Source organism: Nonomuraea sp. C10 (genome assembly GCF_008017515.1).
Taxonomy (GTDB): Bacteria; Actinomycetota; Actinomycetes; order Streptosporangiales; family Streptosporangiaceae; genus Nonomuraea; species Nonomuraea ferruginea.
Map to the genome: position 1 here is coordinate 5,477,093 of NZ_VPFF01000001.1, position 20,086 is coordinate 5,497,178.

20 protein-coding genes and 2 pseudogenes are annotated in these 20,086 nt (G+C 71.2%); 9 read left to right on the forward strand and 13 right to left on the reverse strand.

Annotation, left to right across the window (positions count from 1 at the left end; translation table 11 throughout):
• The first annotated feature begins 50 nt into the window (after window positions 1-50).
• A complete protein-coding gene (locus tag FR742_RS25095) occupies window positions 51-458 on the forward strand; it encodes a PPOX class F420-dependent oxidoreductase (protein WP_148033210.1) in 408 nt (135 codons plus the stop codon).
• Window positions 459-470: 12 nt separating this feature from the next.
• On the opposite strand, the gene FR742_RS25100 is transcribed toward FR742_RS25095, so the two are convergent.
• From FR742_RS25100 to FR742_RS25130, 7 genes are all read right to left on the reverse strand, one after another.
• On the reverse strand, window positions 471-1,835 hold the full coding sequence (locus tag FR742_RS25100) for a N,N-dimethylformamidase beta subunit family domain-containing protein (protein WP_222709050.1): 1,365 nt from the start codon (window positions 1,833-1,835) through the stop codon (window positions 471-473).
• A gap of 54 nt (window positions 1,836-1,889) precedes the next feature.
• Window positions 1,890-2,534 carry a response regulator transcription factor gene (locus tag FR742_RS25105; protein ID WP_148033211.1) on the reverse strand — a complete coding sequence of 215 codons (645 nt, stop codon included), beginning with the start codon at window positions 2,532-2,534 and terminating at the stop codon, window positions 1,890-1,892.
• A gap of 4 nt (window positions 2,535-2,538) precedes the next feature.
• Window positions 2,539-3,753: a sensor histidine kinase gene (locus tag FR742_RS25110; protein WP_148033212.1), complete on the reverse strand. Its 1,215-nt coding sequence runs from the start codon at window positions 3,751-3,753 to the stop codon at window positions 2,539-2,541.
• Complete coding sequence (locus FR742_RS25115; RefSeq protein WP_148033213.1) at window positions 3,747-4,472, reverse strand: ABC transporter permease; 726 nt, start codon at window positions 4,470-4,472, stop codon at window positions 3,747-3,749. The genes FR742_RS25110 and FR742_RS25115 overlap by 7 nt, the downstream gene beginning before the upstream one ends.
• Complete coding sequence (locus FR742_RS25120) at window positions 4,469-5,188, reverse strand: ABC transporter ATP-binding protein (protein WP_148033214.1); 720 nt, start codon at window positions 5,186-5,188, stop codon at window positions 4,469-4,471. The genes FR742_RS25115 and FR742_RS25120 overlap by 4 nt, the downstream gene beginning before the upstream one ends.
• A gap of 387 nt (window positions 5,189-5,575) precedes the next feature.
• Entirely contained in the window at window positions 5,576-6,256 is a 681-nt protein-coding gene (locus FR742_RS25125) for a response regulator transcription factor (protein ID WP_222709051.1), read from the reverse strand.
• Window positions 6,253-6,780 carry a sensor histidine kinase gene (locus FR742_RS25130; protein ID WP_148033215.1) on the reverse strand — a complete coding sequence of 176 codons (528 nt, stop codon included), beginning with the start codon at window positions 6,778-6,780 and terminating at the stop codon, window positions 6,253-6,255. The genes FR742_RS25125 and FR742_RS25130 overlap by 4 nt, the downstream gene beginning before the upstream one ends.
• Here FR742_RS25130 and FR742_RS25135 point away from each other — a divergent pair.
• Window positions 6,758-6,958, forward strand: a complete 201-nt coding sequence (locus FR742_RS25135) for a hypothetical protein (RefSeq protein ID WP_148033216.1) — start codon at window positions 6,758-6,760, stop codon at window positions 6,956-6,958. The genes FR742_RS25130 and FR742_RS25135 overlap by 23 nt on opposite strands.
• 50 nt (window positions 6,959-7,008) lie before the next feature.
• Here FR742_RS25135 and FR742_RS25140 read toward each other — a convergent pair whose 3' ends face one another.
• The 3 genes from FR742_RS25140 to FR742_RS25150 form a co-directional block, all read right to left on the reverse strand.
• Window positions 7,009-7,578: a hypothetical protein gene (locus tag FR742_RS25140; RefSeq protein ID WP_148033217.1), complete on the reverse strand. Its 570-nt coding sequence runs from the start codon at window positions 7,576-7,578 to the stop codon at window positions 7,009-7,011.
• A gap of 240 nt (window positions 7,579-7,818) precedes the next feature.
• A complete protein-coding gene (locus FR742_RS25145; RefSeq protein WP_148033218.1) occupies window positions 7,819-8,337 on the reverse strand; it encodes a pyridoxamine 5'-phosphate oxidase family protein in 519 nt (172 codons plus the stop codon).
• A gap of 37 nt (window positions 8,338-8,374) precedes the next feature.
• Window positions 8,375-9,028, reverse strand: coding sequence for a DUF899 domain-containing protein (locus FR742_RS25150; RefSeq protein ID WP_148033219.1), 654 nt, complete (start codon window positions 9,026-9,028; stop codon window positions 8,375-8,377).
• A gap of 95 nt (window positions 9,029-9,123) precedes the next feature.
• Here FR742_RS25150 and FR742_RS25155 point away from each other — a divergent pair, with 95 nt between their 5' ends.
• Window positions 9,124-9,588 carry a helix-turn-helix domain-containing protein gene (locus tag FR742_RS25155; protein WP_148033220.1) on the forward strand — a complete coding sequence of 155 codons (465 nt, stop codon included), beginning with the start codon at window positions 9,124-9,126 and terminating at the stop codon, window positions 9,586-9,588.
• 241 nt (window positions 9,589-9,829) lie between these two features.
• On the opposite strand, the gene FR742_RS25165 is transcribed toward FR742_RS25155, so the two are convergent.
• On the reverse strand, window positions 9,830-10,648 hold the full coding sequence (locus FR742_RS25165) for a TniQ family protein (protein ID WP_261808731.1): 819 nt from the start codon (window positions 10,646-10,648) through the stop codon (window positions 9,830-9,832).
• Between the two features lie 89 nt (window positions 10,649-10,737).
• A pseudogene (locus FR742_RS46610) lies at window positions 10,738-11,049 on the reverse strand (TniQ family protein); the annotation flags it as partial.
• A gap of 664 nt (window positions 11,050-11,713) precedes the next feature.
• Between FR742_RS46610 and FR742_RS25180 the strand changes: the two are divergent.
• The 6 genes and pseudogenes from FR742_RS25180 to FR742_RS25210 all read left to right on the forward strand — a co-directional run bounded on the left by FR742_RS25180 (window position 11,714) and on the right by FR742_RS25210 (window position 18,600).
• Window positions 11,714-12,958, forward strand: coding sequence for an ABC transporter substrate-binding protein (locus FR742_RS25180; protein ID WP_148033222.1), 1,245 nt, complete (start codon window positions 11,714-11,716; stop codon window positions 12,956-12,958).
• A complete protein-coding gene (locus FR742_RS25185) occupies window positions 12,955-13,695 on the forward strand; it encodes an ABC transporter ATP-binding protein (RefSeq protein WP_148033223.1) in 741 nt (246 codons plus the stop codon). The genes FR742_RS25180 and FR742_RS25185 overlap by 4 nt, the downstream gene beginning before the upstream one ends.
• A 29-nt stretch (window positions 13,696-13,724) precedes the next feature.
• A pseudogene (locus FR742_RS25190) lies at window positions 13,725-16,057 on the forward strand (ATP-binding cassette domain-containing protein); the annotation flags it as partial.
• A 195-nt stretch (window positions 16,058-16,252) separates the two neighbouring features.
• Window positions 16,253-16,417 carry a hypothetical protein gene (locus FR742_RS25200; RefSeq protein ID WP_261808880.1) on the forward strand — a complete coding sequence of 55 codons (165 nt, stop codon included), beginning with the start codon at window positions 16,253-16,255 and terminating at the stop codon, window positions 16,415-16,417.
• Window positions 16,414-17,556 carry a serine hydrolase gene (locus tag FR742_RS25205; RefSeq protein ID WP_148033225.1) on the forward strand — a complete coding sequence of 381 codons (1,143 nt, stop codon included), beginning with the start codon at window positions 16,414-16,416 and terminating at the stop codon, window positions 17,554-17,556. The genes FR742_RS25200 and FR742_RS25205 overlap by 4 nt, the downstream gene beginning before the upstream one ends.
• Before the next feature lie 12 nt (window positions 17,557-17,568).
• On the forward strand, window positions 17,569-18,600 hold the full coding sequence (locus FR742_RS25210; protein WP_261808881.1) for an aldo/keto reductase: 1,032 nt from the start codon (window positions 17,569-17,571) through the stop codon (window positions 18,598-18,600).
• Between the two features lie 261 nt (window positions 18,601-18,861).
• Here FR742_RS25210 and FR742_RS25215 read toward each other — a convergent pair whose 3' ends face one another.
• Window positions 18,862-20,079, reverse strand: coding sequence for an MFS transporter (locus FR742_RS25215; protein WP_148033227.1), 1,218 nt, complete (start codon window positions 20,077-20,079; stop codon window positions 18,862-18,864).
• Window positions 20,080-20,086 lie beyond the last annotated feature (7 nt).

A 20,086-nucleotide genomic window follows, 5' to 3' on the forward strand; every position in this document is an offset into this window, starting at 1 on the left:
CGGCCATTGTCCCGCGATCTCACCGGATATGGCCCTCTATGCTGCCGATCATGAGCATCTCTCTCAGCGACGCTGCCCGGAGCATCCTCAGCGCCCCCAACCTCGGCGTTCTCGCCACCCTCAACCCCGATGGCAGTCCGCAGACCTCGGTCGTCTGGGTCGGCACCGACGGCGACGACGTGGTCATCTCCTCCCAGGCCGGCAGGCGCAAGGTGGTGAACCTGGAGCGGGACCCACGGGTCAGCCTCAGCGTGTTCGACCTTGCGGACCCCGACAGGTACGTCGAGGTGCGAGGGGTCGCGACGGTCACCGAGGACGAGGGAAGGCGGCTGGCGGTGCGGCTGGCGGAGGAGTACGAGGGCGAAGGAGCCGGCGAGGAGTACCTCCGGCTGCCCCCGGAAAAGGTGCGCGTGACGATCCGCATCACGCCGCGGCGGGTGGTGGGGAACGCGGCGTGACGCGCCGGCGTCTCACGCCCGGCCGGAGCACCCGGACGACGGGTTCGAGCAGTCCCCCGCCGGCCCCTTGGCGAACCTGGTCAGCAGGTTGAGCGTGGCGCGGCGGGTGAAGGCGGAGGCCGCCCGGGTCACGCCGTGGCCGCAGGCCGCGCCCTTCATGCCGCACACCCAGCGCATCGTGCCGGAGGCGAACACCCCGGCGCCGCTGGGGGCGACGTAGTAGGTGGTGTGGCTCACCGTGGCCCGGCCGCCGCAGTCGACGGGCGACTCAGCCAGCACCTCGATGTCGTCCGGTGAGCCTGGCGACACCTTGTCGGTCTCCACGCCGGCCAGCCCGGGGAAGCTCCTGCCCCGGGTCCCCTCGAAGATCCAGTGGCCCGGCTTGCTCACCCGGTAGGTCGCCTCGGCCGGGAAACAGTCGTACATCTGCCCGACCAGCCCGCTCTCCGGCTCCGACCCCCGCCAGAGCGGGCACCGGGTCTCCTTGTCGCACATGACCGTCCTGCCGTGCAGCCCGATCCGCCAGTAGACGGCGTTGGCCCCGAGGAAGGCCAGGTTCGCGCCCGCGTCACGGGCCCGCGTGACGACCTTCCGCATCGTCGGCGACCAGTACTCGTCGTGCCCCAGCGACACCACGGCCCGCGCGCCGCCCAACGCGCCGGGCCGCAGGTCGAGGCTGGTCAGATAGGCCAGCGGCACTCCGCTCCGCTCGGCCAGCCGGATGGCGTTCCACTCGAAGTCCAGGAAGAGCCGGGCACCCGAGCCGTCGTACGGACGATCGAAGGTGACCTTGCGTGACCGGTCGTCGAATCCGCCGGGGCCGCTGTAGAGGCTGCGTCCTCCCCACAGGTTGTACGCCTGCCAGGTGGTCACGGCGTTGACGATCACGACCCGGCCCTCGGCCGAGGCCGACCGCACGGTGATCGGCACGTAGCGCTGGCCGCCCGTCGAGGCGTCCAGCCGCACCAAATAGGCGCCCTCGGCCCAGCCGGTGGTGTCGACGGTGAGCGAGGGCTTCCAGTGAGCGGCGGTCACCATGCCCTCGACGGTCCGCGGCGGCGGCTGCCGGGTCCCGGCGACCGGCGTGGAACGCCAGACCCTCACCGGCCGGGCGCCCATCCGGAACGCCGACGCGGTGAAGCGCGGCGCGGTCGTGGAGACGAGCAGCCGGAACCGCTCCCCCGGCAGCACGCTGACCCGGTCGGCGTAGCCCTCGATCTCGTGCTCGCCGCCGCGTTCGGTGATGCGCCACGGCGCGGGCGCGGCGCGTTCGGAGGCTCCGGCGGACACCGAGGCGGGCCCGGGGGCGACCGGCGCGGTGGCGGCGCAGCCGGCGGTGAGCAGGACCAGGACGGCGAGGACATGACGCACGGTCACCCATGCTCACGCCCGCCCCCGGGCGGGCGCCCGCCTTTGGCGAAGTACTTACCCTCAGCCGTCGGCGGCCGGTCTGAGCAGGCCGATCTCGTACGCCGCCGCCACCGCCGCCGCCCGGTCCTTCACCTGGAGCTTGGCGAAGACGTGGAGCAGATGCGTCTTGACCGTCGCCTCGGTGATGAAGAGCTTCCCGGCGATGTCGCGATTGGTCGCGCCCCGGGCGATCAGCTTGAGCACCTCGAGTTCGCGGCGGCTCAGCGTGCGCGGCGCCTCCGGCGCGCGGTCCTTCGCCGTCAGCACACCGGCCACCGTCGGAGACAGCACGGTTTCGCCGCGGGAGGCCGCCAGCACGGCACGGCGCAGGTCGGCGCGGGGCGTGTCCTTGAGGAGATAGCCGGTGGCGCCCTGCTCGATCGCCGGCAGGACGTCGGCGTCATCGTCGAACGTGGTCAGGACCAGCACGTGGATGCCGGGCGTCTGCTCGCGGAGCCGGCGGATGACCTCCACGCCGCTCATCCTCGGCATGCGCAGGTCCAGGAGCACGACGTCGGGATCCGTACGCAGGGCCACCGCGAGGGCCTCGGGACCGTCGGCCGCCTCGCCGACGACCTCGAAGCCGGCGTCGGCGGCGAAGATGCCGCGCAGGCCGTCGCGGACGATCGGGTGGTCGTCCACGATGATCAAACGGATCGGCGGCATGGCCTCACGGTCCCGGGTCGGGGTCGGCGGGGATGGCCGGGACGGTGGCGGAGACGCCGGTGCCCTGGCCGGGGGCGGACTCGATCGCGAAGCTCCCGGCCAGGCGGGTGACGCGCTGGCGCATCGCGACGAGGCCGAAGCCCTCGCCGTGGGGCGCGGCCGCCGGGGCGAAGCCGGCGCCGTCGTCGCGGACGTCCAGCGCCACCACGTCGTCCATGTACGAGAGCGTGAGGCCGACCCGCCCGGCCGAGGCGTGCTTGGCCACGTTGGCCAGCCCCTCCTGCGCCACCCGCAGCAGGGCCGTCTCCACCTCCGCGTGCAGCGGCCGGGGGTCGCCGGTGATCGACACGGCGGCGGGCACGCCGGTGTTCCGCGACCAGGTCGCCGCGAGCCTCTCCAGAACGGCCGCCAGCTCGCCCTCGTGCTGGAGCGACGCCGGGCGCAGCGCCTGCACCGAGCGGCGGGCCTCGGTCAGGCTCTCCCTGGCCATGGCCTGAACCGTGTCCAGGCGGGCACGGGCCGGAGGCGGCACGTCGCCGACGGCCTCCAGCTGGGTGAGGATGGCGGTCAGGCCCTGCGCGACGGTGTCGTGGATCTCCCTGGCCATCCGCTGCCGCTCCTCCAGCACGCCGGCCTCGCGGGCCCGGGTCAGCAGCTGGGCCTGGAGGTTCGCGTTGTCGTCGGCGAGCGCGACCAGCTTGGCGCTCGTCTCCCGCAACTCCGCGATCATCACCTTGCGCTGGTCGTTCTGGTCGGAGATGGCCTTGATCACCAGGCCGACGGTGGAGGCGGCCAGCACCCCGACGACGAAGGAGCCGAGCAGCTCGACCGGGGTGCGCCCGAGCTGCGGGCGGGCGGCGATCAGCACGCCGACCGTCACGGCCACCCCGCCGTACGCCCACAACCCCGGCAGCAGGGCGAAACACTGGACGAACGCTCCCAGTCCCGTCACCGTGAACACGTTGTCGATCCTGACCAGGACCCCGATGACGGCGAGCAGGACGGCGAAGTAGGCGATCAGCACCACCGGGCGGGCGATCCAGCCAGGGTGGGAGGTCACCATCAGCCAGTGCCAGGCCACCGCGAACAGCGCCAGGACCAGCACCTCCAGCCGCCACTCCCGCAGCAGGGCGAAGAGCGCGGGAAGCAGGACCAGCAGGTACGGCAGCGCGGCCTGGACCCGGTCCCAGCGCGTCAGGCCGGGGTCGGTCGTCACCATCGGAACGTCCTGAGGGCGAGGCCGCCCGCGACGATCGAGATCGCGACCATGACGCCCAGCGTAAGCGGTGAGGTGGCGCCGCCCGCCCAGCCGTCGCGGACCGCCTGGACCGCCGGAGCCATGGGGAGGAGATCGCCGATCGCGCGCATCGAGCCGGACATGGTCTCCCGGGGGATCATGGCGCCGGACAGGAACACCATCGGGAAGAACACGGCCAGCCCGATCACCGTCGCGGCGCGGCCGGTGGGGACGAGCGCGCCGAGCAGGAGCCCGATGGAGCCCAGGCTGAGCGCGCCCAGCAGCCACGCCACCAGGACGCCCACGACGTTCGCCGGCGCGGTCAGCCCGAACGCGACCACGCCGATGACGATCAGCAGCGCCGAGCCGAGCACCGCCAGCAGCATGTGCGCCGCCCACTGTGCCCCGAACAGCATGGCGCGGGAGGCGGGGGTCGCACGCAGCCGCTTCAGGACCCGGCGCTCCCGGTAGTGGGCCAGCGTGGCGGGGAGCACGACCAGCGCAGCCAGGCCGATGACGAACACGGTCAGCATCGGCACGGTGGCGTCGATCAGCGGCGTCCCGCCCCGCAAGGGCTTGTTGCCGCCGCGCAGCTTGACCCAGAGCATGATCGCTGGGAAGACGAGCGCGAAGAAGGCCGACATCGGGTCACGGACGATCAGCTTGAGCTCGACGGCGACGACGTTCGCGAGGCCTTTCATGCCATTTCCCTTTCGGTCAGGGCGAAGTACGCATTCTCCAGGGAGTCGGCTCCCGCCTCGGCGATCAGCTCCCGCGGGCTGCCCTCGGCGACGACGCGGCCGCGGTCGACGATGGCGAGGCGGTCGCACAGCGCTTCCGCCTCGTCCATGAAGTGGGTGACCAGCACGACGGTGACGCCGCGCCCGCGCATCTCGCGGATGAGGCCCCACGTGGTGCGGCGGGCGGCGGGGTCCAGGCCGGTGGTGAGCTCGTCGAGGAAGACGACCTCGGGGTTGCCGACCAGGGCCAGCGCGATGAACAGGCGCTGCTTCCAGCCGCCGGACAGGTTCCCGAAGCGGGCCCGTCTCCGGTCCGCGAGCCCCCATTCGTCCATGACCGCCCGCCAGTCGGCTGGCTTGTCGTAGAAGGAGGCGTACATCCTCAACGCCTCGCCTACCTTGATGGCGTCGGGGAGGGCCGCCTCCTGCAACTGGGCGCCGATGCGCTGGAGGAGCGCGCGGCGGTCGTCGTACGGGTCCAGGCCGAGCACGCGCAGCGTGCCGCCGTCCGGCTGGCGCAGCCCGGAGGCGCACTCCACGAGCGTGGTCTTGCCCGCGCCGTTGGGGCCGGCGATGCCGAAGATCTCGCCGCGCCGCACGGTCAGGGTGACGCCGTCGACCGCCTTGCCCGCCTTGTAGCTCTTGCTCAGCTCGTTGATCTCGATGATCGCTGTCATGCTTCGAGCCTCGCCGCCGGGCGCCGCCGCCGACATCCACCGATCGGTTGATGGGGGTCAGCCGTACCGGTCGTGGGCCGGCGGGCGTACGTGACGCCCCCGTTCGGCCCGCTCCTTGACGGACCGCAGCCGCGCCCGGCGTCAACTGCCGTCGGCGGCGATCGGGTTCAGGCCGGTGACGGGGACGCCGTGCTGTACCGCCGGCTCCAGGCCCCGTTCAGGCGGCGGTCGGTGTGAACGAGCCACTCGCTCAGCGCCGCCACGACGGACTGCGTCGTGTTGTTCCAGGAAGCCCGTGGTGTGCCCCTGGGGAGGGGTGGTATCCGGCGCACTCGCGGAAGCCCGCGCGGGCGGCTTCACGGAAGCCGGTGCGGGAGGGCCGGATGGTCATCGGCGGGCGACGAGCCCGCTCTCGTAGGCGGCGACGACAAGCTGGGCTCGGTCGCGGGCCTGCAGTTTGGCCAGGAGGCGGCCGATGTGGGTCTTGACCGTGCCGACCGTGAGGTGAAGGTGCCCGGCGATCTCGGAGTTGGACATCCCCCTGCCGACGAGGGTGAGCACCTCACGCTCGCGCCGGGTGAGGTCGCTGAGACCGCTCACGACCGGGGCGGGCTGGGAGTCGCGCAGGAACTCGGCTATGAGCCGGCGGGTCACGGTGGGCGCGAGCAACGCCTCGCCGGAGGCGACGACCCGGATGGCGGCCAGGAGGTCGGTCGCCGAGGCGCTCTTGAGGAGGAATCCGCTGGCTCCCGCTCTGAGGGACGCGTACACGTACTCGTCCTGGTCGAACGTGGTGAGGATCAGCACGCGGATCCCGGCGCCGGCGGGGTCGGAGCAGATGCGCCTGGTCGCCTCGATGCCGTCCAGGTCCGGCATCCTGACGTCCATGAGGACGACGTCCGGTCGCCGCAGCCGGGCCAGGCGCACGGCTTCGGCGCCGGTGCCGGCCTCGCCCACGGTGGTCAGCCCCGGTGTGGCGTCGATGAGGACCTTCAGGCTGTCGCGTACGAGGAGCTGGTCCTCGGCGAGCAGGATGCGGATCGGCGGAGCGGGGACGTCGCCGCTCACGTCATGGTGCCGTTCTCGCAGGGCAGGCGAGCCGTGACGCGAAAGCCCCGGTCCGGCCGGAATCCGGCGCTGAACGAGCCTCCGTACAGCTTGACCCGTTCGCGCATGCCGATCAGGCCGTGCCCGCCGCCGGCCGCGCGCGGCGGGCGGCCGTGGCGGGGGCCGTCGTCGACGACCTCGATGGCGGCTGCCCGCTCGTCGATGTCCACGGTGACCGAGCAGCGCGTGGGCCCCGCGTGGGTGACGACGTTGGTCAGCGCCTGCTGCACGATCCGGTAGACCGACACGGCGAGCGCGGGTGAGAGCCGGGCCTCCTCGCGGACGGTCAGGTCGACCTCGACCCCGGCCGCGCGGGCGTGGGCGGCCAGCTCGGGCAGATCCGCTATGCCGGGAACGGGCACGGGGCCCTCCGCGAGGTCGCCGTCGGACCGCAGGAGACCGAGCACCCGGTGGATCTCGGCGAGCGTGCCCCGGCTGGGCCGCTCGATCGCCCTCGGCCTGATGTCGGCGCTGGCGCTCGGCACGCTCAAGGGCACCGAGCCGCAGTCGTTCATCGCCGTGGGCGGCCTGTGCCTCGCGTTCATCCCCCTGGGCGTCTCGCTGCTGCGCGACGGCCCCCCGCCGACCAGGCGCGCCGTGGTCTGGATCGTCGTCCTCGTCACCGTACACGTCCTCATGTCGGCTTACGGGCCGAGAGGATGACGAATGGGCCCCCCGGCGGACATCGATCTTCCTTGCCCGGCGCCGCCGCCCTACGGCTCGTAATGGATGTGCATCGAGGAGATCCGGTCGTTCCAGGCGTCGCCGACGTAGTCCACCTTGGTCCAGTTGTGCCAGTACCTCTTCGCGCCCTGGTACGAGTTGTGCTCCCACACGTTGAGGTAGTTGCAGCGGGAATGGCCCTGCCGCCAGGAGGAGATCCTGTCGTTCCACATGACACCGAGGTCGCGGATGCCGTACCCGGCGGTGTCGCAGGGGCCGGAGTAGCCCCACCAGCGGTACCTCGGAAGGCCCTGGTTGATGTTGTCGGCGGCCTCCAGGAGCAGCGTCGCCTCCGCGGCGGTCCGCGTCCCGCCGAGGGCGGCCTGGTCCGCCTTCTCGATGGTGTCCGCGCACACCTCCTTGACCACCCGGGAGAACGTCTCTCCCGGTTTGATCGGCTCCAGCAGGACGGAGCAGGAGCGGGTGGGGGCGGGGCTCTCGGTGGACGCCGCCGCCGCCGGGGCGGCGGCGACGCCGCAGGCCACCAGGGCCAGCGCGGCGATGGAGCGGCTGTGCCTGCGGGCCGTGGCGATCGTCGGCGGTTTCGGGCGAGTACGCATGTCATTCTCCTTCTGCTGGCGTGGAGCGCCCCCGTCAAGGGGGGACCACGGACGGCCTGCGCGAAGACCTTCGTCCGAGTCGGCGGAGAGGGCCCGGGGCCGGTTGGCAGCGGCGTGACGCCGCACTCCTCACCCTCCATCGCCGAAGATCGCACGGCCAGGGCGGCAGCCGGGCATGTGGCGGACATCTCGCCACCAGGACAAGCGGCGGCCTGTCCCCTCACGTGGTGGAGGACCGCGTCAGAAGCGCCAGCGGGTGGCGGTCCGGCCGTCGGCGCCGTAGCCGTAGGCGCGATCGGGGGTGATCCGGTAGAGACCGTACTCCGGTGAGCCGGGCAGGCTGTCGTCGTGGACGCGGCCGTCGCGCGGGGAGAGTCGCCACTGATACTTCGCCACGAACGCGTCGGCCACCTCCCGCTGCCGGTCGGGGTCGAGGACAGGGGCGGCGACGCCCTCGATCACGAGGTCGAGGTCCGCCCCGGCGACGGTGAGGACGCAGTGACCGTTGTGAGCCAGGTTCCGGCCTTTGCGCGAGCCGGGGCGGGTGGTGAAACACGGGGCTCCGTCGGCCCAGACCGGCATCAAAGGCATGGCATGAGGGCGCCCGTCGGGCCGTACCGTCGACAGCCACGCTTTCGGCGTCTCACCCACGCACGCCTGCGCGTGGGTCCACGGTCGCACGGAGGCGGGGTCGGTGCTCATCGGTGTCGCGTCGGCCTCGCTGAACAGGAGCTCGGCGCGGGGATTCGGGTAGGACATGGCAGTGGTTTCCCTTTCGGATGGATCGCGGGACGGTTCAGGAGCCGTACTCGTCGTGCAGCCGCCACCAGTGGTAGGGCGGGCTCTGCGGCCGGCCTTCGGGCGAGTCTTCCCACGTCTCCTGCCGTCCGTACGGGGTCAGGTCGAGGAAGGTCCAGTTGCTGCCGAGTCGTTCGACGCCTCGTCCGGTGGTGACGTACGTGCGATAGACGTCCGCGCCGTCGCGCAGGAAGACGTTCACCGCGAACCCGTCGCCCGCGTCCATGTCCCGGTTGAAGGCGCCGTCCGGCGCCGCGTACCACGGGATGGTCCAGCCCATGCGCCGCTTGGACGGCATGATCTCGGCCAGCGGTCCGGTGGAGACCAGCGCCATGGAGACGTCACGGGCGTGCAGGTGCGCCAGGTGGCCAACGTTGTCGGTGAACATCGCGCAGCCCGAGCAGAGTTCGTGGGCTCCGTGCCACATGAAGGAGTACACGATGAGCTGGCTGCGCCCGTCGAAGAGGTCCGGCAGCCCTCTCGTGCCGTCCGGGCCGTCGAACCGGTACTCGCGGTCCACCCTGACCATCGGCAGCCGTCTCCGTTCGGCGGCCAGGGCGTCCTGCGCCCGGGTGAGGTGCTTCTCCTTGACCAGCAGGGCGTCCCGGGCGCTGCGCCACTCCTGCTCCGAGACGATCGGGGGTTGGGTCATCAGCTGCTCCTTTGTTGCTTCCCTAAGGAAAGTGACGGGGCAGACCCTACCGGAGTCGATTCCCTAAGGGAAGCCAGTCGGCTAGGCTGGACCTCATGCAGCGCACCCGGTTCGGCGACATGACCTGCTCCATCGCCCGCACTCTGGACATCATCGGCGAGCCGTGGTCTCCGCTGATCCTGCGCGACGTCTATGTCGGCATCGAGCGCTTCGATGATCTCCAGCGCGACCTCGGCATCTCCAGCAAAGTGCTCAGCGGCCGGCTGAAGTGGCTGGTCGAAAGCGGTGTGCTGGAACGCCGGGAATATTCACAGCGTCCCGTCCGGCACGAGTACACCCTCACCGAGAAGGGCCGGGAGCTGTGCGACCTGCTGCTGGTGATGGCGCGCTGGGGCGACCGCTGGACGTCCGGAGACTCGGGTCCGCCCACGCTGTACCGTCACCACGCCTGCGGCCGGACCAGCCATGTGGAACTGCGCTGCTCGGCCTGCGGGCAGCCGATGCGCGCGACGGACGTCGACATGCTGCCCGGCCCCGGAGCCGAAGAAGGCAGCGCTTGACCGAAGCACGTCCACGACCGGGAACGACTCTCCTCGTCTAGGTACCGCGGGCGTCCGACACCTCCCGGGCAGCGAGGAACTCATCCAGCAGTGAAGAGGACCTCGATGACCCTGCCCTCCTCTTCACGGGTCAGCCCCCACTGCTCCCACCCGCCGGGGAGAGCGATATGGCGCACCTGCCCATGCCAGCCGTGGTTGCAGTCCCGGCCCCGCCGCGCCACCAGCCACTCCCGCCAGCCGCTCAGACCGAGACCTCCATGACGCAGCGCGTGCTGGTCATAACCGTCCAGGAGAGCAGGTCGCCGCAGCGTTCGCGGGCGGCGGGTCCGGCGGTGAGGGCGAGTTGGTCGCGCAGGTGGCAGAACTCGTGGAAGGTCCACCAGAGGTGGACGTCGGTGCCGGTGGGGAGCATCTCCGGGGTGCCGAAATAGATCGCCAGGCGGAACAGCAGCTCATAGAGGTCCCATAACGCCTTTATGGGTTCGATGGGGCCATCGCGTGGGCGGCGTATCCGCGCCAGGAGGTCCTGCTGGATGCGCAGCGATCTCTCGCTTCCGACCGGCTGGCAGGGGAGCTGGGCGAGTTGCTGTCGGCAGTTGCGGGCGCCGACGATGCGCCAGATCGGGTCGGGCCCGGCCAGGCAGCGGGGGCAGACGGCGGCGGTCTCCAGGCGCCAGGGCCAGGGCCGGGTGCTGGTGTTGCCGGTCCAGCTGTAGGTGATGAACTGACCGCCCTGACCGAACAGCGCCATCCGCATCATGGCGCGGGCGCGCAGCCCGGTGGCGTCGCGAAGGTTCTCGAAGACGTACTCACCGTCGACGATGGTGAGAAAGTCCTCGCCCAGGGTGTAGCGCTGCGGGGTGTAGGGAGGCAGGCCGAGCAGGGACGCGATGGTGTCGCGGTGGCTGTGCTGCGCTTCGACCAGGCGGAAGAACCAGGAGTGGAAGGCCTCGCCGTCTGCCGGCGGCGGCACCAGGGCCAGCCGGCGCGGCGGCGGCCGGTCCGGTTGCCGTTCCTCGAGCCCGCTGAGAAGCGCACCGCACCGCAACGGAGCCGGCATCCGTGAGCGAGACAGACGAGCAGCCGGCCAGCCGGACCCCGGCGCACGGAAACGCGGCACCTCGGGCAGAGATCCACCAGCAGCTTCTGATGCTCGGGACAAACCGCGGCCCAGCCCAGCTTCCACCAAACCAGCCACGCTCCGCCCGAAGCCGCCAGACACGTTGGGCATACTCGGCTGCCGAAGAACTGCACCCACTCACGGCCCTCAGCGCGGCGGACGGACTCCTGATCGCCCACGCGGACGCTGGCCAGATCCAGGATCGAGCCGTCGAACATCTCCAGGTGCATCCCACGCACGACCTCGGAGCTCACGCCTGTGGCAGCCTCGATCGCCCAACACGTTTCCGGCGTTGTGACGATGCCGTACGCCAGTGAACGGACGTCACCTGACGTGCGCACATCGAAGCCCCAACGCCTCGACCATCGCCCACGGCGGACATCCGTTCCGCAGGGCCATCCGATCCACCCACGACGCGAACGACTCGCTGTACGCCGGCTGCCACCACCAACGCCAGCCGTCGAGACCAGATCGCCGCCATCTCCCCGGGCCGAACCTCCTGCCGTACATGCCGCTACTGCCAACTTCGACCGTGCGCTTCCAGTTGTCGCGACCGACTGTCGCCTTCAAGGCCGCGAGACACTTATCTGGACGCAGCGACGATGACAGTGCGGCCTGCTCCCGACCTGGGCACTGTTATTTCGATGGGTGTCTGCCACTGACACTGAGCCGTCGGCGTGAAGCGTGATGGCGCAATGCCCACCGTTGTCGCACTCGGCCTCGTCAGCGACGTAGGCGAGCGGTGTCGGCTGTGGCGCGCCCCGTCCGGCAGGGTGCCGGTGAAGCCGCGTCCTGACATGACCCACCATCGGAAGTCTCCCCTCCGAACCACAGGAGCGGAAGAGCGCACCTGGTCGCGGCCCCTGTCGCGAGGCCGTGCCCGGCACGGGTTTTGTTACCGATCCCGCTGCCGCGGTCGGTAATGCCAGCAGTAACAGAGTGCGATCACGCTGCCCCCTATCGCGTCGGGGGACGAGTTCATGACCAGCTGATGGGATCGCCGTAATGACCAACAGAACTTCCCTCGCCGGCCGTCGTCGGCGGCTCGCAGCCGTCGCCGCGGCGGCTTCACTGACATTGACCGCGGCGTGCTCGTCCTCGGACGACGTCGCCCCCGACGCGGCGCCCGCCGCTGCCGCTTCCTCCGAGGCGGCCTCGCTCAAGCTCGTCGGCATCCTGACCGTGTCCGCACCGTCTGTCGGGTTCCCGGACCAGGCGGCGGCGATCGAGGCCGCCGTGTCCGCGGTGAACGACAGCGGCGGCATCGCCGGCCGCAAGGTCGAGCTGACGGTCTGCAACGACCAGGCCGACCCCAACGTGAGCGCGAAGTGCGCCCAGGACGCGGTCGCCCAGGGCGCTATCGCCGTGATCGGCGGCCTGTCGGTCGGCGGCAGCGGCATGGTGCCGGTGCTCGAACAGGCCGGTATCCCGCTGCTCAGCCACCCGATCAACCCGCTCGAGTTCACCAGCCAGGCTTCCTGGCCGATCCCCGGCGGCACGCCGGTGTCGTTCAGCGGGGCCGCGATCGGGCTGGTCAAGACCTACGGCTGCAAGAAGGTGGACGCGATCACGCAGTCGCTGCCGTCCTCGATCGCCTCGGCCGACTTCGCCGACGCCGGGCTGAAGTCGCTCGGCATGAAGCTGAACGCGAAGATCGCGGTGCCGACCACCAACGCCGACTACGGAGCCCCGGTCGCCCAGGTCGTGTCGAACGGCGCGGACTGCGTGGTGATCGCGCTCCCGCCGGGCGAGGCCGGCAAGGCGATCACGGCCCTGGGCGCCGGCGCGCCGGGCGTGAAGGCCGGGCTCGCCGCCGCGTCGCTCACCCAGGCGCTCATCGACCAGGTGGGCAAGCCCGCCGAGGGCGTGCTGCTGTCCGACTCGTTCCTGCCGGTGAACAGTGACGAGGCCGGCATGGTCGCCTTCCGCGACGCCATGAAGAAGTACCAGCCGGACGCGAAGCCGACGTCGGCGGGCGTGGTCGTGTGGTCTGCCCTGGCCGTGGTGAAGGCGGCCGCCGAGTCCATCCAGGGCCCGATCGACGGCAAGGCGATGCAGCAGGCGCTCGGCACACTCGACGCCGTCGAGACGGGTGTCGGACCGGCCATCGACCTCACCACGCCGATCGGCATCAAGGACTTCAGCCGGATCCTGAACACCAACGTCGTCACGTACACGGTCAAGGACGGCACCTACGGCCCGGCCGCCGAGCCGTTCAGCGTGCTCGACGCCGTCAAGGCGAACGGGTGACCCAGACCGGGGCGGAGCCGATCCTCGAGGCGGTCGGCCTCGAGGTCGGCTACGGCCACCTCCCCGTACTGAAAGGGCTGTCGGTCGCGGTCCGTCCCGGCGAGATCGTCGCGCTGCTGGGCGCGAACGGAGCCGGCAAGACCACGACCCTCATGGCCCTGTCCGGAGTCCTGACACCGATCTCCGGCTCGGTCCGGCTCGACGGCCGGCCCGCGCCGGAGGGGCTGCATCGCAGGGCCGACGCCGGCGTGGCGCTGATCTGCGAGGACCGCTCGGTCTTCATGGGCCTCACCTGCCGGGAGAACCTCCGGCTCGGCCGCGGCGGCGTCCAGGAGAGCCTGGCTCTGATGCCCGAGCTGGAGCCGCTGCTGGACCGGAAGGTGGGGCTGATGTCGGGCGGCGAGCAGCAGATGCTCACCCTGGCCCGCGCGCTGGCCGGCTCGCCGAAGGTGCTGCTCGCCGACGAGCTGACCCTCGGCCTCGCCCCGCTCATCGTGGCCCGGCTGCTCACCGGTCTGCGCGCCGCCGCCGACCGGGGCGTCGGCGTGCTCATCGTCGAGGAGCGGGTCCAGCGCGCTCTCCAGATCGCCGATCGCGTCTGCGTGCTGCGCCGGGGAGAGATCGTGATCGAGGGTACGGCGGCCGAGATGGGATCGCGGCTGGCCGAGATCGAGGCCAGCTATCTGTCGGCCGCGGCCGACGAACCCGGCGCCACGATCGGAGGCCACGGGTCATGAACGGCGCCATCCAGCTCGCGCTGGTCGGGATGTCGTCGGGATCTCTCCTGGCGTTGACCGCGCTCGGCATCGTGATCGCCTATCGCGGGTCCGGGATCATCAACTTCTCCCACGGCATCGTCGGGACCGTGGCGGCGTTCGCCTACTGGGAGCTCAACGCGGGCCAGGGGCTCTCGCCCGTGCTCGCGGTGCCCGGCGCGCTGCTCGCCGCCGCGCTGTGCGGCTACCTGACCTACCGGCTCGCGATCCAGCGCATGGCGCGCATGTCGACACTGAGCCGCACCAGCGTCTCGCTGATCGTGCTCGTCGTCGTGCAGTCGGCGCTGACCTTGAGGTACGGCGCGGACGAACGCATCGTCCAGCCCATCTTCCCCACCGATCCGGTGTCGCTGTTCGGGATCCACCTGGGTAAGGACCGGATCATCACCTTCTTCATCGCCACCGTGCTCGTCGCCCTGCTCACCGCCTGCTACGGCCGCACCCGGTTCGGGCTGGCCACCGCGGCGCAGGTGGAGAACCCGATCGCGTCGGCTGCGCTGGGCATCTCCCCGGTCCGGATCGCCACCAGCAACTGGGTGATCGGCTCGGTGTTCGCCGGCGTCGCCGGGGTCCTGCTCGCCCCGATCGTCGGGGTGCAGATCGTCACGCTGACCCACCTGATCGTCCCGGCGCTCGCCGCCGCGCTGATCGGCGGGCTGCGCTCGTTCCCGCTCACGTACCTGGGCGCCCTGCTCATCGGGGTGACGCAGGCCGAGGTGACCCGCTACGTTGCCACGCCCGGCTGGGCGGACGCGGTGCCGTTCCTGCTGATCGTGCTCGTGATGGTGTGGCGCGGCACGGGCGGCGGGATCCGTACGGCCATCGTCGAGCGGCGGCCGAAGGTCGGCGACGGCCACATCCGGCCGTTCATCCTCCTCACGCTCGTCGGCGGCTCGATCCTGCTGCTCACGCTGGTGTTCGACCTTTCGTACGTGACGGCGATGACGATCACCTGCACGTACGGGATCATCCTGCTGTCCAGCGTCGTCATCACCGGTTACACCGGGCAGTTGTCGCTCAGCCAGTTCAGTTTCGCCGGCATCGGCGCGGTCATCACCGGACTGCTGCTGACCCGTACCGGAATGCCGTTCCTGCCGGCGATCGCGCTCAGCCTGGTCGCGACGTTCGTCGTCGGCGCGCTGCTCGGCGTGCCGCTGCTGCGCACCCGCGGGGTGAACTTCGCGGTGGCGACGCTCGGCTCCGCCGTGGCGATCCAGGGCGTGCTGTTGCAGAACCCGACGTACTCGGGCGCCTACACGCCCCTGCCGGGGCCGCTGACGGTGTTCGGCTGGCAGGTGGACTCGCTCGTCCATCCCGAGCGGTGGGCGATCGTGTGCCTGATCGCGTTCGTCCTCGCCGGTCTCGTGGTCGCCAACGTGCGGCGCGGGCGCGTCGGACGCCGCATGATCGCGGTACGCACCAACGAGCGGGCGGCCGAGTCCGTCGGGCTGAACCCGTGGCGGGTCCGCCTCTACGCGTTCGCCCTCTCGGCGGCCATCGCCGCGCTGGGCGGGATCCTCGTGGTGTTCCGGCAGCCGACCATGGTGTTCGAGCGGGGCTTCGCGGCCTTCGACTCGATCCTGGGGATCTCCCAGGTCGTCCTGGGCGGCATCGGTTACATCGCCGGCCCGCTCCTCGGCGTGCTCGGGCATCCCGGCGGTTTCATCTCCACGCTGCTCGACTCGGACAGCGCGACGACGCCGCTGTGGATCGCGCTCGTGGGCGGCATCCTGTCCATCTGGTACTTGCAGGCGCGGCCAGACGGGGCCGCGGAGGGCCTCGGGCGGCATATCCACCTGCCCCGCCGGTCCCGTCCGGCGCCGGTGACCGCCACGACCGCGGCCCCGCCCGGCCGCGTGCCGGAACGGACGCTGCGGGGCCAGGGGCTGACGGTCGCCTTCGGCGGGGTGGTCGCGGTCGACGACGCCTCGCTGGACGTCGGGCCGGGCGAGATCGTCGGCCTCATCGGGCCGAACGGCGCGGGCAAGACGACCCTGGTCGACGCGGTCACCGGCGCGACCAGACCGAAGGCCGGCACGGTCACGCTCGGGGACAAGCCGATCGGGTCCATGAGGATGCACCGCCGGGTCAGGAGGGGATCGGCCGATCGTTCCAGAGTCTCGAACTCTTCGACGACATGACCGTGGCCGACAACCTCAAGGCGTCGGTCGACGCGCGGTCCGGCAGCGCCTACCTGACCGACCTGGTCTGGCCGCGCCCGACGGCCTTCACCGCGGGGGCGCTCGCCGCCGTCGAGCTGTTCGAGCTCGGTCCCGACCTCGACCGGCTGCCCACCGAGCTGCCGTACGGCCGGCGCCGGCTGGTCGGCATCGCCCGCGCGGTGGCCGCCGAGCCGTCCATCCTCTGCCTCGACGAGCCGGCGGCCGGGCTGAGCTCGACCGAGTCGGCCGAGCTGGGCGTGCTGCTGCGGCGGCTCGCCGACGAGCGCGGCATGGGAGTGCTGGTCGTCGAGCACGACATGGAGCTGGTCATGCGGGTGTGCGACCGGGTGATCGTGATGGAACGCGGGCGGATCATCGCCGACGGGACACCGGGCGACGTGCGCCGTGACCCCCGGGTCATCGCGGCGTACCTCGGCGACGAGCCGACGGAAGCGGAACCTCGGGAACCCGTCGTAGCACGGAACGAGACGGCCCGCGAGAGAGAGGAAGTCGAGCAATGAGGTCCGACGATCGGATCGAGAAGGCGCTCGCCCGCGCCGTCGAGCTGGGCGAGGTCGGCGTGCAGGTCGCCGCCTACCTCGGTGACGAGCTCATCGTCGACGCGTGGACCGGCGTCGCCGACCCGCGCCACCGCCGGCCGGTCGACGGCGACACCCTGTTCCCCGTCTTCTCGGTGAGCAAGGCGTTGCTCGCGACGGCGATCCAGCTCCAGTGCGAACGAGGGCTGGTGGACATGGACGAGCCGGTCGCGACGTACTGGCCGGAGTACGGGCAGCGCGGCAAGGAGCGCATCACCGTCGGTCACGTGCTCACGCACCGGGCCGGCGTCCCGCACATGCCGCCGGACCTGGACGCCGCCGGACTGGCGGACTGGGACGCCATCACCTCCTGGCTCGCGGGCGTCGAACCGCTGCACCCGCCGGGCGAACGCTCCATGTACCACTCGATGAGTTTCGGGCACATCCTCGGCGAGGTCGTCCGCCGCACCGACCCGGAGCACCGCCCGTACGACCGGTTCCTGCGCGAGGAGCTGTGCCTGCCGATCGGCGCCGATGACGTCTGGGACGTGCTCCCGGCGGAGCACGAGCATCGGGTCGCCCGGCTGACCTGGGGGCCGAACCCGCCGAAGCGGGCGCCGATGACCGGGGTGCCGCTGCTGTCGATGCCCCCGGAGATCCGTCCGGACGCCGACCGCTGGAACGACCCCCGGTTCCGGTCGTCGTCGGTCCCGGCGGCGGGCGCGGTGATGACGGCCCGCGCCGGTGCGCGGTTCTTCAGCCTGCTCGCCAACCGCGGTGAGCTCGGCGGCCGCCGGTACCTCTCGGCCGGCCGCCTGCTCGCCCTGACCCGGCCGCGGCCGGGCGCCGGCGAGTTCGACGAGGTCTACCAGGGCACGACCTGGATCGGCACCGGCGGCTTCTGGCTGGGCGGCGAGTCTCCGCCCGCCGACCCGCTGCTCGGCCGGTCGGTTCAGGTGCTCGCGCACGCCGGGATAGGCGGGTCGATGGGCTGGGCCGACCTCGCGAGCGGCCTGGCCGTCGTCATCACCCACAACCGGATGTTCCTGGGTGCCGCGCCGGGCGCCGAACCGTTCGTCCCCCTGGCCGACGCCGTGCGCGCGGTCGCGGGCGTGGAGTAGGGAGTGACCGCCATGGAGTACCGGCCGTTCGGGCGGACCGGCGTACGGGTGAGCGCCCTGGGCCTCGGGTGCTGGATGTTCGGTGACCGGGCCGACGAGGCCGAGTCGGCCCGGATCATCGACAGGGCGCTCGACCTCGGCGTCAACTTCTTCGACACGGCGAACAACTACGGCGGAGCACCCGGGCGCAGTGAGTCGATCGTGGGGGCCAGCCTGGCCAGGTCGTCCCGGCGCGACCGGGTGGTGATCAACACCAAGGCGTACATGCCGGTCGACCCCGACGACCCCAACGGGCGGGGCGTGAGCCGCCGCCATCTGATCCGCCAGTGCGAGGAGAGCCTGCGGCGGCTGCGGACGGACCACGTCGACGTGTTCACGCTGCACCGGTTCGACCCCGGCACGCCGGTCGACGAGCCGTTGCGCGCCCTGGACGACCTGGTGCGCGCGGGCAAGGTCCGTTACCTGGGAGTGAGCACGTCCGCCGCGTGGGAGGTCGTCGAGTCGCTGTGGGTGGCCAAGGAGTTCGGGCTCAACCGGATCGTGGCTGAGACGCCGCCGTACAACATCCTCGACCGGCGGGTCGAGCGTGAGCTGCTGCCGATGGCCGCGACGTTCGGGCTCGCGGTCAACCCGTGGGCGCCGCTCGGCGGAGGGGTGCTCACGGGACAGTACCGGCGCGGCGAGCCGCCGCCCGAGGGCAGCAGGTACGGCGCGGGCGGCGTGCTCGCCGGGTTCGCCGGTGACCGGTTCAGCGACGCCGTGTTCGACGTGCTCGACGTGCTCGAGGAGATCGCGGCGCGGCAAGGCATGACCGTCGCCCAGCTGGCCTACTCCTGGGTGGCACGGCAGCCCGGCGTGACGAGCGCGCTGTGCGGGCCGGAGCGGCTGGCCGACCTCGACTCGTGCGCGGATTCCCTGGCGATCGAGTGGACCGCCGAGGATCTGGCCGCGATCGACGCGGTCGCGCCGCCCGGTGACAAGGTCGCCGGTTGGTACGAAGCGCTCGGCGGCCCGCGCTTCCGGCCACACCCGGACAGAGTCTGACCGGACCTCAGAGCCGCTCTTCAGAGGGCCCGCCGGACCGCCCGTGCCCCGCTCCGGGGCACGGGCGGACGCCGGTCAATGACGGACTATCGGTTCGGGTGTCTCCCGACAACTGTCTGGACGCAGCGAAGATGACAGTAGGACCTGCTTACGACCTGGGCACTGGCACTTCGATGGTGTCGAATTACCAGTGCTCGCGTCATCGAAGTCGGCAGTATCCGGCCGAAGATCAAGTGTCATGGCTTGGGTGGGCTGCCTGCATCAGACCTCGTGGCGGAGTGGGCTGAACCAGATCGGTATCCAGCTAAGCGCCATGATCGCTGCGCCTGTCCACATTGCCGTCCCGATGCCCCAGACCTCGCCAAGAAGGCCCGCCAGCAGACCACCGACGCCGACCGCACCGATGAGGATCAGGCGCATGGTGGCGTTCATCCGGCCGAGCATCGGGTCGGGTGTAACCTTCTGCCTGAAGCTGACGAGCAGCACGTTGTTCATCCCTGTCCGGAAGCACAAGATGCTCCATGCGGCCGCCGAGATCCAGACGCTCCAGCCGACGAACGGCACCAGAAGCGCGAACGGCGCAGTGGTCATGCCGACGATCCACACGGCACGCCCGCGGCCGAACCGCCGGCCGATCAGGTGAGCCGTCGAGGAACCGGCCAGCACACCGAGCCCGCCGATGGCAAGGTAAGCCCCGAGCACCCAGGCGGGATGCCCGAGCTCGTTGACGAGTAGCACGGGCAGCAGCGTCGAGCAGAGCGGGAAGGCGAGGTTCGTCATGCCGCCTTGTGTCGCGATGGCGATGAGGACCCGGTTGCCGAAGAGGAATCGCACCCCCTCGCCGATCTGCCGTCCGAGTCGCTCGCCGGGTACGGGGGCGGGCGCGGGTTCCGGCTTACTGATCCGGCGTAGCCACACGGCCGACCACAGGTAGGTGAGCGCGTCGAGCAGGATCGCCACCGGCGCGCCCGCGAGAGCCACCAACACTCCGGCGGAGCTTCTGCCGCCCACATCCATCGCCGCGTTCGTACCGACGAGCACTGAGTTCGCGGCGGTGAGCCGGTCGCGGCCGACCAGGTGCGGGACCGTGCTCTGCGAGGCGACGTCGAAGAAGAGCGTGCCGATTCCCGTCGCGATGGCGACGCCGTACAGCTGGGTCATCGTGAGAGCGTCCAGCCACCACGTGACCGTTACCGACACCAGAAGCACGGCGCGAACCAGGTCCGTCGCGATCATCACCGGGCGGCGCCTGACCCGGTCCACCCATGCTCCGGCGGGCAAGCCGAGCACGAGCACGGTGATGGTGGTGAGGGCGCTGAGCAGTCCCACTTCACCGGGCCCCGCGTTGAGGGCGATCACCGCGAGCAGGGGCATCGCCACGTAGCCGACCTGGGTGCCGAACTGGCTGACCGCCGACGCCAGGTAGAAATTTCTGAAGGAGGGGTCATGCAGGAGCGGAGGCTCGGCAACAGTTGTCATACCACCT

What these genes read in the sequence shown, in the direction of transcription:
- FR742_RS25150 (WP_148033219.1), bottom strand. Translation starts at nt 9,028, where the DNA reads ATGACCCAACCCCCGATCGTCTCGGAGCAGGAGTGGCGCAGCGCCCGG.
- FR742_RS25165 (WP_261808731.1), bottom strand. Translation starts at nt 10,648, where the DNA reads ATGCCGGCTCCGTTGCGGTGCGGTGCGCTTCTCAGCGGGCTCGAGGAA.
- FR742_RS25135 (WP_148033216.1), top strand. Translation starts at nt 6,758, where the DNA reads ATGTCGGCGCTGGCGCTCGGCACGCTCAAGGGCACCGAGCCGCAGTCG.
- FR742_RS25115 (WP_148033213.1), bottom strand. Translation starts at nt 4,472, where the DNA reads ATGAAAGGCCTCGCGAACGTCGTCGCCGTCGAGCTCAAGCTGATCGTC.
- FR742_RS25180 (WP_148033222.1), top strand. Translation starts at nt 11,714, where the DNA reads ATGACCAACAGAACTTCCCTCGCCGGCCGTCGTCGGCGGCTCGCAGCC.
- FR742_RS25215 (WP_148033227.1), bottom strand. Translation starts at nt 20,079, where the DNA reads ATGACAACTGTTGCCGAGCCTCCGCTCCTGCATGACCCCTCCTTCAGA.
- FR742_RS25200 (WP_261808880.1), top strand. Translation starts at nt 16,253, where the DNA reads ATGGAACGCGGGCGGATCATCGCCGACGGGACACCGGGCGACGTGCGC.
- FR742_RS25140 (WP_148033217.1), bottom strand. Translation starts at nt 7,578, where the DNA reads ATGCGTACTCGCCCGAAACCGCCGACGATCGCCACGGCCCGCAGGCAC.
- FR742_RS25110 (WP_148033212.1), bottom strand. Translation starts at nt 3,753, where the DNA reads ATGGTGACGACCGACCCCGGCCTGACGCGCTGGGACCGGGTCCAGGCC.
- FR742_RS25155 (WP_148033220.1), top strand. Translation starts at nt 9,124, where the DNA reads ATGCAGCGCACCCGGTTCGGCGACATGACCTGCTCCATCGCCCGCACT.
- FR742_RS25095 (WP_148033210.1), top strand. Translation starts at nt 51, where the DNA reads ATGAGCATCTCTCTCAGCGACGCTGCCCGGAGCATCCTCAGCGCCCCC.
- FR742_RS25120 (WP_148033214.1), bottom strand. Translation starts at nt 5,188, where the DNA reads ATGACAGCGATCATCGAGATCAACGAGCTGAGCAAGAGCTACAAGGCG.
- FR742_RS25145 (WP_148033218.1), bottom strand. Translation starts at nt 8,337, where the DNA reads ATGTCCTACCCGAATCCCCGCGCCGAGCTCCTGTTCAGCGAGGCCGAC.
- FR742_RS25205 (WP_148033225.1), top strand. Translation starts at nt 16,414, where the DNA reads ATGAGGTCCGACGATCGGATCGAGAAGGCGCTCGCCCGCGCCGTCGAG.
- FR742_RS25105 (WP_148033211.1), bottom strand. Translation starts at nt 2,534, where the DNA reads ATGCCGCCGATCCGTTTGATCATCGTGGACGACCACCCGATCGTCCGC.
- FR742_RS25210 (WP_261808881.1), top strand. Translation starts at nt 17,569, where the DNA reads ATGGAGTACCGGCCGTTCGGGCGGACCGGCGTACGGGTGAGCGCCCTG.